This window comes from Nonomuraea deserti, from assembly GCF_004348685.1.
GTDB lineage: Bacteria > Actinomycetota > Actinomycetes > Streptosporangiales > Streptosporangiaceae > Nonomuraea > Nonomuraea deserti.
In genome coordinates this window covers 1-8243 of sequence record NZ_SMKO01000301.1, presented here as the reverse complement: position 1 = coordinate 8243, position 8243 = coordinate 1, and the positions used below count along the sequence as shown (strand labels likewise).

Below are 8243 nucleotides of genomic sequence, written 5' to 3'. Positions count from 1 at the left end.
GGCGGGCGCGCCTGGTCGAGGCGGGCGGGGAGAGCCGGGTGGTGTCGGGCTGGACCGGGTCGGCGGAGGCTAACTGGGTGGAGGCGGCCGGCGTGCCGCCCGGTGACGGGGTGGCCGTGCGAGTGGTGGTGGGACGCTCCGTGATCGGGGGGAAGGGCGGGACGTCGCCGGGCACGCGGTCGGAGACGGCGGGCCAGTCGAGCGGTTCCAGGTCGCTGCGGTACGGCGTACGCACCACCAGGATGGCGGCCGCGACCAGCATGAGCACTCCGAGCAGGACGCCGGTGACCATCAGCGCCCGCCCGCGCCACCCGCCCTCGTCGGCGGGCGCGGCGGGCCCAGGTCCACGGCGCGGTCCAGTCATCCCTCACATGCTAGAGATGTGTCGGACCGATCGGGCAATGTGCTGGTAAATCACCAAAAATCCAGGATGATCCTCTTGTCCGGTGGACGCTCAGCACGTGCACAGCAGCCCGCGCAGCGCCGTCTCCAGGCACAGGCCGGAACGCGCGGGGCGCGGCCACGGGAAACGCACCAGCGATTCGTCCACCCGCACGGTCGCCCCGAACCGGTCCAGCTCCCACAACCACACCTCGCCCGCCTGCTCGCCCAGTTGCCTGGACACGCCGGCCGTGAGCTGCGGCCGATGTGAGGCGTTGACGTGGGCCAGCACCTGCTCGGCCGTCTCGGCGAGCGGGTCGGGCGCCGCGCCCAGGTAGTCGTCGGCGTCGAGCGTCCCCGACTCCTGCCCGGTCAGGTAGACGACCTGGCCGACGTCCAGCCGCAGCAGCCGGGGCGCGTCCGGCTGCCCGAACCGCTCCAGCGCCTCGAACAGGCTCTCGTCCGGGCAGTGCGTGGCCACCGCGACCGCCGAGGAGCGCGCCTCGCCCTCAGGAACGGCCTCCGCCCAGCCCTGCACCTCGATCAGCCCGCGCGGGTGGGTGACGGAGCCCAGTTGCCGCATCGCCGTCAGGTTCACCGCCACGACGGCGTCCTCGCGCAGGCCGTGCAGCGTCTCCCCGGGCAGCACCAGGAGCACCGGACGCCCGCGCTCGTCGACCCCGCCGCGTGCGGGGGACGGAACGCCGTCGACGGACAGCTTGGCGACTCCGGCGGTCGCGGCGAGGGTGCGGACCCGCTCGGGGATCGGCAGCATGACGCCTCCTTGAGGGCAGCAATCGTGTTAGGTTAGGCTCGCCTAAGTAAGGAACACCTAATCACATCGAGGTGAACGTGCGCTACACCGGTCCGAAGGTGCGACTGTCACGTCGCGCGGGCGTCCCGCTGACCAGGAAAGCCGTCCGCTACTTCGAGCAGCGCCCCTACCCGCCGGGCGAGCACGGCCGCAAGACCAACCGCCGCAGCACCGGCGACTACGGCCTGCGGCTGATGGAGAAGCAGAAGCTGCGCTGGTACTACGACGTGTCCGAGCGGCAGTTGCGCCGCTACTGGGACCTCGCTCTGCGCAAGCCGGGCGCGTCCGGCGCCGAGCTGGTCACGCTGCTGGAGAGCCGCCTGGCTTCGCTCGTGCTGCGTGCCGGGCTGGCGCCGTCCATCTACGCGGCCAGGCAGTACGTCAACCACGGGCACATCGCCGTGGACGGCCGCAAGGTGGACATCCCCAGCTACCTGGTCAGGCCGGGACAGGTGGTCACGGTCAGGGAGCGCTCGCGCAGGATGCAGCCGTTCGTGGCCGCCGCCGAGGGCGTGTACGCCGACGAGCGGATCGCCCCCTACCTCGCGGTCGACCACGCCGACCTCCGCTTCACGCTGACCCACCGGCCCGAGCGCGAGCAGATCATCCTTCCGGTGGACGAGCAGCTCGTCGTGGAGTTCTACTCCCGCTAGCTCAGTCCAGGGCCCGCTCCGCGCAGCTCGGCCCGCTCCGCGCGCAGCTCGGACAGCTCCTTGCGCAGCTCGGCGAGCTCGTCGAGGATGCGCTGGGTGCGGTCGCCGGTGTCCTCCCTGGCGGCGGCGCGCTCCTCGGAGTTCTCCTCGTCCATCGCGCTGACCACGACCGCGAGGAACAGGTTCAGCACGACGAACGTGCACACCAGGATGAAGATCGTGAAGAAGATCCAGGCCGACGGGTGGCGGTCCATCACCTCCCTGGCGATGTTGCCCCAGTCGTCACCCGTCATCGTCTGGTAGAGGGTGAACAACGACGTGGGCAGGCTGCCGAACCTGGTGGGGGCGGCCTGCCCGTAGAGCTTGGTGGCCATGACGGCGGCCACGTAGAGCACCAGGGAGAGCAGCACCACGATCGAGCTCATTCCCGGCAGCGCGCGCAGCAGCGCCGAGACCACGCGGCGCAGGCTCGGCACGACCGACAGCAGTCGCAGCGCGCGCAGGATGCGCAGGGAGCGCAGCACCGACAGGCCGCCGGTCGTCGGGACCAGGGCGATCGCGACGATCACCGCGTCGAAGACGTTCCACGGGTCGCGGACGAACGCCGAACGCTCGGCGTAGGCCTTGGCCAGCAGTTCGACGACGAAGATGTAGAGCGCGACATGGTCGACGAGGGTGAGCAGGTCGCCGTGGCGCTCGACCACCCCGGGGAAGGTCTCGAGTCCCAGTACGGCCGCGTTCGTCAGGATGACGGCGACGATGAACCGCTGGAAGCGCCGGTGGGCGAGGAAGTCGCGCATGCGTTCACGCACGGGGGTAGGCTCCTAAGGCAATGATCGTGTTGCCCCACAATGATGGCGCAAGATGATCAAGCAGGAGACTGTGATATAAACCCACACGACACCGGGCGGGGGAGGGGGCGGACGGCATGTCCTATCCGTATTACGGCCCTTCCTCCTATGGCCCGCCCCCGCAGAGTCACCCCAACGGCACCGCCATCCTCGTGCTGGGCATCCTGAGCCTGGTGATCTGCAGCATCCTCGGGCCCTTCGCCTGGGTGATGGGCAACAGAGCGCTGCGCGAGATCGACGAGAGCGGTTATTACTACGAGAACCGCGGCTCCATCCAGGCAGGCCGCATCTGCGGCATCATCAGCAGCGTCCTGATGATGCTCACGTTCGGGTTCATCATCTTCGGGTTGGGGATGGCGTTCGTCACCGGCGGCTTCGAGAGCGGCGGCTAGCGCCGCCGGCCATAGTCGCCGAGGCCCGGTTCCAGCAGGTCGAACGCCTTCTCCGCCTGTGCTCTGAGGTCGGGTTCGATGCTCTCCCACTGCTCGCCGGCGAGTCTCCTGCTCACCGAGTAGTGGGTGAGCAGCCGCGTCGTGGTGAGGATGTGCGCCGCGACGAGCCTCGGCCGGAGGTCGTCGGGGTCGGCGTCGAGCTCGTCGGCGAGCGCCCGGGTCAGCGCCTGCTCCCGCTGCTCGTGCATCTCGCGTAGCCGGGCGACCAGCGCCGGGCTGGCGTCCACGATCCTGGCGAACACGTCGGCGCCCAGGTTGAACCCGTATCGCCAGTGCCGGGTGGCGATGGCGTCGAGCACGTCGCGCCGGAAGGCCCCCACCGCGCTCTCTCCCTGCTCGCGCTCCCGGATCACCCGCACGGGGTGGTCCACGGCCAGGTCCTGCCGGTCGGCGAACAGGTCCTCCTTGGTGCTGAAGTAGTTGAACACCGTGTTGACCGACACGTCGGCGGCCCGCGCCACCTCTGCCACTGTCACGTTGTCGAACCCCTTGGCCATGAACAGGCCCATCGCGATGTCGGCGATGCGCTCCCTGGTCTCGCGCTTCTTCCGCTCCCGCAGCCCCTCACCCATGTCGCCATCGTACCAAAATTGCAGTAACGCCAATTTTGTGGTTACCTCAATTTTGGAGGCGATGAAATGATCAAGACTTCGGGTCTGAGCAAGACCTTCGACGGCGGCGTGGAGGCCGTCAGAGACGTCGGCATATCGGTGGAGCCCGGTGAGATCGTGGGTTTCCTCGGTCCGAACGGCGCGGGCAAGACCACGACCATGCGCATGCTGACCACCCTGCTGCGCCCCACGTCCGGCACCGCCACGGTGGCCGGGCACGACCTGCGGGCCGATGCGAAGGAGGTGCGCAGGAACATCGGCTACGTCGCCCAGGGCGGCGGCATCCTGCCGACCGCGCCGCTCAAGGGAGAGCTCGAACTCCAGGGCATGCTCTACGGGCTGAGCCGCCAGGAGTCCGCGGCCAAGACGCGCGAGGTCCTGGCCGGGCTCGACCTCGCGGGGCTGGAGACCAGGCTCGGCGGCGCGCTCTCCGGCGGCCAGAGCCGCCGCTTCGACATCGCGTTCGCGCTGCTGCACGACCCGGCGCTGCTCTTCCTCGACGAGCCGACGACCGGCCTCGATCCGCAGAGCCGGGCCAACCTGTGGGGCCACATCCGCGCGCTGCGCGAGGAGAAGGGCATGACGGTGTTCCTCACGACCCACTACCTCGACGAGGCCGACGCCCTCTGCGACCGGCTGCTGATCATCGACCACGGCCGGATCGTGGCCGAGGGCGCCCCGGCCGAGCTCAAGACCGGCGGACGCACGCTCGACGACGTGTTCCTCGACATCACCGGCAGGTCGCTGCGCGAGGAGAGCGCGCTGTCGGGGAAGGGAGCCTGATGCTCCGCGACACCTGGGTGCTGTTCCGCCACGGCGTGGGCGTCACGCTGCGGCAGAAGGTCGGCGTCGTCTTCGGCGCGGTCCAGCCACTGCTCTTCCTGGTGCTGTTCGGGCCCATCTTCACCACGTTCGGCACCTGGGAGACGCTCGTGCCGGGCCTGATCATCCAGCTCGGCCTGATGAGCATGGGGCTGGCCGGGTTCGGCATCGTCTTCGAGAAACGCTCCGGCGTGCTGGAGCGGATGCGCGTCACCCCTGCCAGCAGGCTGGCGCTGCTGCTCGGGCGGGTGCTCACCAACGCGGTCACGCTGATCCTGCAGACGCTGCTGCTCCTGGCGGTCGCCTTCGCCCTCGGCCTGCGCGCACCCGCGCTCGGGCTGGTGGCCGGGTTCGTGCTGGTCGTCGTGCTCGGGCTGAGCCTGGCCGCGCTGTCGTACGCCGTCGCCCTGACGATGAACGAGCAGCTGTTCGCGCCGGCGATGTCCACGGCGGTGATCCCGCTCGTCCTGCTGTCCGGCTCGTTCCTGCCGATGTCGATGGCGCCGGGCTGGCTCGACGCCCTCTCGCACGTCAGCCCGTTCCGGTATGTGCTGGAGGCGTTGCGCGACCTGTTCCACGGCCACTACCTGACGGGCACGGTCGCCGCCGGCGTGGCGGTGACCGCGGTCTTCGCCGTGGTCAGCCTCACCATCGGGACGCGCGTGTTCAACAGGGAGAACGCGTAAGGAGCGGTGGCGTGGCCGGGCGGCGCTCCGGCCACGCCCGCGCTGGTCAAGCCGCGCTTCTGGCGCGGCGCTGAAGGGCCGCGATGACGCCCGCCGGGTCCACGATCCCGTAACCGTAGCCGTAGTCGAACCCCACCTCGCTGCGGTCCTCCGCGGTGCGCCGCAGCAGCGCGCGCAGCTGGGCGGGCGACAGCCTGTCCGCCGGCCACATGGTGCGCACCGCAGCCACGAGCCCGGCCGCCACCGGCGCCGCCGCCGACGTGCCCGAGTCGGGCGAGCCGGGGCCCAGCGCCTGGGACCCGGAGAAATGCGTGTACGCGCAGAGATCCGGCTTGCGGGCGGTCAGCCGCCCGGGCCCCTGCGAGGAGTAGCCCACCCGCTCGCCGTTGACGTCGATGCCGCCGATCGACAGGGCCTTCGGATGGGAGTTGGCGCCCACGATGGGCCGCGCGGGGAAGGCGCACCGGCCGTCGGGGCACTCGCGGCCGCAGTTGCCCGCCGCGAACAGCACGTCCGCGCCCGCCCGGTCCAGGCCGGCCACCATCAGGTTGAACGGGTGGGCGGCGTTGTCGGAGTAGTTGCCGGGATGCCCGACGGGGAAGTCCCATTCGGGCGAGAACGATCCCCACGAGTTGCTCACCACCAGCGCCCTGGACCCCGCGGGCTGGGCGTCGAGCACGTTGCGCAGGTGCGCGAACGCCGACACCGCGTCCGACAGCAGCCCGTCCATCGCCGAGCCGCCCGGCCGGGTGGACAGCAGCACCGGGATGTCGATCAGTGACGCGTGAGGGGCCGCGATGAGCGCGTCGAACGCGCACATCGTGCCGTGGTCCACCTCGAACTCGCCCGGCGTGCCCGACACTCCCGGCGGGCTCCAGGAGCGCTCGGCGTCCAGCGTGACGCCCCTGCCGAGCTGCCTGGCCGTGTGGGCGGCGTTGATGCCGTTGTCGAGCACGGCCAGCGCGACCCCGGCGCCGTCGAGGCCCTCGGCATGCAGCCTGGGGACGTGCAGCAGGCGTTCGACGTCGTGCCAGTCGCCGGCCGGCGGATCGCCCCCGCACACCGCGGACTCGATGACCGGATCGGCGAAGATGCCGACCACGTCGGGCCTGATGCCGGGCAGCAGCGTGACCCTGGAGGCCAGCTCGTCGTCGGAGATCGTCCCCCGGACCAGGACGGACGCGTCCTCGGCGGCCAGGGAGAAGTCGAGCGGCTGATTGAGCGAGAGCGGGTCGCCGCCGGTCGAGGGGACGGGCCGTGGCACGGCCACGGGCACGAACGCCGAGTCGAGCTCGACTCCGGGCAGCCCGTCGGCGACGTCGGCCGTGGTGGCGGCCTGGCCGGGGTCGGCGACGGCCGCGACCAGGTCGGGAGAGGGACGGAGCTGGATCAGGACCCGCATGTGTCACCACCAACGTGTGTGGGGGAGCGAACGTCCCCAGATTCCTGCATCCGCCCGCCCACGTCCAGCGGATCCCACCGGTTTTGACCTGCGGAAATGCGCTAATCACCGCGAAGCGGACATCTTTGTCCGCGGCTCGCCGGACTTCCGCGCCGGCGATCTTTTCACTACGGTGAGGCAGCATGACGCTGGAGGCGCGGACGCCGGTCGACGACGGGGAGAAGGCTCACTGGCTGGCGGTGCGGCCGAGGCTCATCCTCGCCAGCGCCTTCATGCTCTTCCTCGAGCTGGCGCTGATCAGGTGGACCGGATCCAACATCGTCCACCTCAGCTATTTCACGAACTTCGTGCTGCTCGGCTCGTTCCTCGGCATCGGGCTCGGCTTCCTGCGCGTCGGCCGGTCGCGGCGGCAGCCCTACTACTCGCCCGTCGTGCTCGCCATCCTGGTCGTGGTCGTGCTGACCTTCCCGGTGACCGTCGACAGGAACACCGAGGGCGTCCTGTACTGGACGAGCCTGTCCACCAGCGGCCCGCCCGCGTGGCTGATCCTGCCGGTGATCTTCTGCGCCGCGGCGCTGGTGCTCATGGGCCCCGCCGAGCTCGTCGGACGCTGCTTCCCCGAACTGCCGCGCCTGGAGGCGTACCGCTACGACCTGGTCGGCAGCCTCACCGGCATCGCCGCGTTCACCGCGCTGTCCTTCCTGAGCGCGCCGCCGGTGTTCTGGGGCCTGATCGCCGCGATCTGCTACGCGCTGCTGCTGGTGCCCCGGCCGCGCGCCCTCTACGTGGGCCTGGTGACCGTGCCCTCGCTGGCCGTCGTCGGGCTGCTGCTGGCCGAGACGCTGACCGCGGGGGCGATCTGGTCGCCGTACTACAAGGTCACGTTCAGGCAGCTCCAGCAGCTGGGCGTCGCCGTCACCGACATCGCGGTCAACGGCATCCCGCACCAGCAGGCCGTGCCCGCCGCCGCCCGGCTGCAGTGGGAGCGCCAGTACGGCCTGCCGTACGAACGGACCACCAAACCGCCCAAGGACGTGCTCATCGTCGGCGCCGGCAGCGGCACCGACGTGGCGATCGCCCTGTCCAAGGGCGCCGCCCGCGTCGACGCCGTCGAGATCGACCCCAAGCTGCGCGAGCTCGGCGGCTCCGTCCACCCCGACCGGCCCTACGACGACCCGCGCGTCACCACCCACATCACCGACGGCCGTGCCTTCCTGGAACGTACCGGCGCGAAGTACGACCTCATCCTCTTCGCCCTGCCCGACTCGCTCACCCTCGTCTCCGGAGCCAGCTCGCTGCGCCTGGAGAGCTACCTGTTCACCGAAGAGGCCATGCAGGCCGCCCGCGAGCACCTGAAGCCGGGCGGCGCGTTCTCGATGTACAACTACTACCGCGAGAGCTGGCTCGTCGACCGCCTCGCGGCCACCATGCAGAGCGCCTTCGGCCACAAGCCGTGCGTCGACGTCGTCAGCACCGCCGGCCAGCAGGCCGTCATCACCGCCGGCCTGAGCGAGGCCGACCAGCGCTGCGGCGGCGCCGCCTGGGCCGGGGCCGCCCCCGGCACCCCCGAC

10 protein-coding genes are annotated in these 8243 nt (G+C 70.7%); 5 read left to right on the top strand and 5 right to left on the bottom strand.

What is annotated here, in order from left to right; genetic code table 11:
* Positions 1 to 364 (bottom strand): hypothetical protein (locus tag E1292_RS48285; protein ID WP_220447429.1); only part of this gene is annotated, 364 nt, incomplete at its 3' end.
* Between the two features lie 90 nt (positions 365 to 454).
* The gene (locus tag E1292_RS48280) at positions 455 to 1156 is read right to left on the bottom strand and encodes a DUF2470 domain-containing protein (protein WP_132606529.1); all 702 of its coding nucleotides are present in this window, start codon (positions 1154 to 1156) and stop codon (positions 455 to 457) included.
* Positions 1157 to 1233: 77 nt separating this feature from the next.
* Here E1292_RS48280 and rpsD point away from each other — a divergent pair, with 77 nt between their 5' ends.
* Complete coding sequence (gene rpsD / locus E1292_RS48275) at positions 1234 to 1848, top strand: 30S ribosomal protein S4 (protein WP_132606530.1); 615 nt, start codon at positions 1234 to 1236, stop codon at positions 1846 to 1848.
* Here the strand turns inward: rpsD and E1292_RS48270 are convergent.
* Positions 1845 to 2660, bottom strand: coding sequence for an ion transporter (locus E1292_RS48270; protein WP_132606528.1), 816 nt, complete (start codon positions 2658 to 2660; stop codon positions 1845 to 1847). The two genes, rpsD and E1292_RS48270, sit on opposite strands and share 4 nt — an antisense overlap.
* A 116-nt stretch (positions 2661 to 2776) precedes the next feature.
* Here E1292_RS48270 and E1292_RS48265 point away from each other — a divergent pair, with 116 nt between their 5' ends.
* Complete coding sequence (locus E1292_RS48265; RefSeq protein WP_132606527.1) at positions 2777 to 3091, top strand: DUF4190 domain-containing protein; 315 nt, start codon at positions 2777 to 2779, stop codon at positions 3089 to 3091.
* Here the strand turns inward: E1292_RS48265 and E1292_RS48260 are convergent.
* Complete coding sequence (locus E1292_RS48260; RefSeq protein WP_132606526.1) at positions 3088 to 3723, bottom strand: TetR/AcrR family transcriptional regulator; 636 nt, start codon at positions 3721 to 3723, stop codon at positions 3088 to 3090. The genes E1292_RS48265 and E1292_RS48260 overlap by 4 nt on opposite strands.
* Positions 3724 to 3789: 66 nt before the next feature.
* Here E1292_RS48260 and E1292_RS48255 point away from each other — a divergent pair, with 66 nt between their 5' ends.
* Both E1292_RS48255 and E1292_RS48250 read left to right on the top strand, forming a co-directional pair.
* On the top strand, positions 3790 to 4545 hold the full coding sequence (locus tag E1292_RS48255; RefSeq protein ID WP_132606525.1) for an ABC transporter ATP-binding protein: 756 nt from the start codon (positions 3790 to 3792) through the stop codon (positions 4543 to 4545).
* Positions 4545 to 5270 carry an ABC transporter permease gene (locus tag E1292_RS48250; RefSeq protein ID WP_132606524.1) on the top strand — a complete coding sequence of 242 codons (726 nt, stop codon included), beginning with the start codon at positions 4545 to 4547 and terminating at the stop codon, positions 5268 to 5270. Before E1292_RS48255 ends, E1292_RS48250 begins: the two co-directional genes overlap by 1 nt.
* Before the next feature lie 46 nt (positions 5271 to 5316).
* Here E1292_RS48250 and E1292_RS48245 read toward each other — a convergent pair whose 3' ends face one another.
* Positions 5317 to 6672: a S8 family serine peptidase gene (locus E1292_RS48245; protein WP_132606523.1), complete on the bottom strand. Its 1356-nt coding sequence runs from the start codon at positions 6670 to 6672 to the stop codon at positions 5317 to 5319.
* A gap of 182 nt (positions 6673 to 6854) precedes the next feature.
* On the opposite strand from E1292_RS48245, the gene E1292_RS48240 reads away from it, so the two are divergent.
* A partial coding sequence (locus tag E1292_RS48240) for a spermine/spermidine synthase domain-containing protein (RefSeq protein WP_132606522.1) occupies positions 6855 to 8243 on the top strand: 1389 nt, incomplete at its 3' end.

Excerpts from the sequence above, each read along its gene's own strand:
- E1292_RS48280 (WP_132606529.1), bottom strand. The coding sequence starts at position 1,156 with ATGCTGCCGATCCCCGAGCGGGTCCGCACCCTCGCCGCGACCGCCGGA.
- E1292_RS48245 (WP_132606523.1), bottom strand. The coding sequence starts at position 6,672 with ATGCGGGTCCTGATCCAGCTCCGTCCCTCTCCCGACCTGGTCGCGGCC.
- E1292_RS48250 (WP_132606524.1), top strand. The coding sequence starts at position 4,545 with ATGCTCCGCGACACCTGGGTGCTGTTCCGCCACGGCGTGGGCGTCACG.
- E1292_RS48265 (WP_132606527.1), top strand. The coding sequence starts at position 2,777 with ATGTCCTATCCGTATTACGGCCCTTCCTCCTATGGCCCGCCCCCGCAG.
- E1292_RS48255 (WP_132606525.1), top strand. The coding sequence starts at position 3,790 with ATGATCAAGACTTCGGGTCTGAGCAAGACCTTCGACGGCGGCGTGGAG.
- E1292_RS48260 (WP_132606526.1), bottom strand. The coding sequence starts at position 3,723 with ATGGGTGAGGGGCTGCGGGAGCGGAAGAAGCGCGAGACCAGGGAGCGC.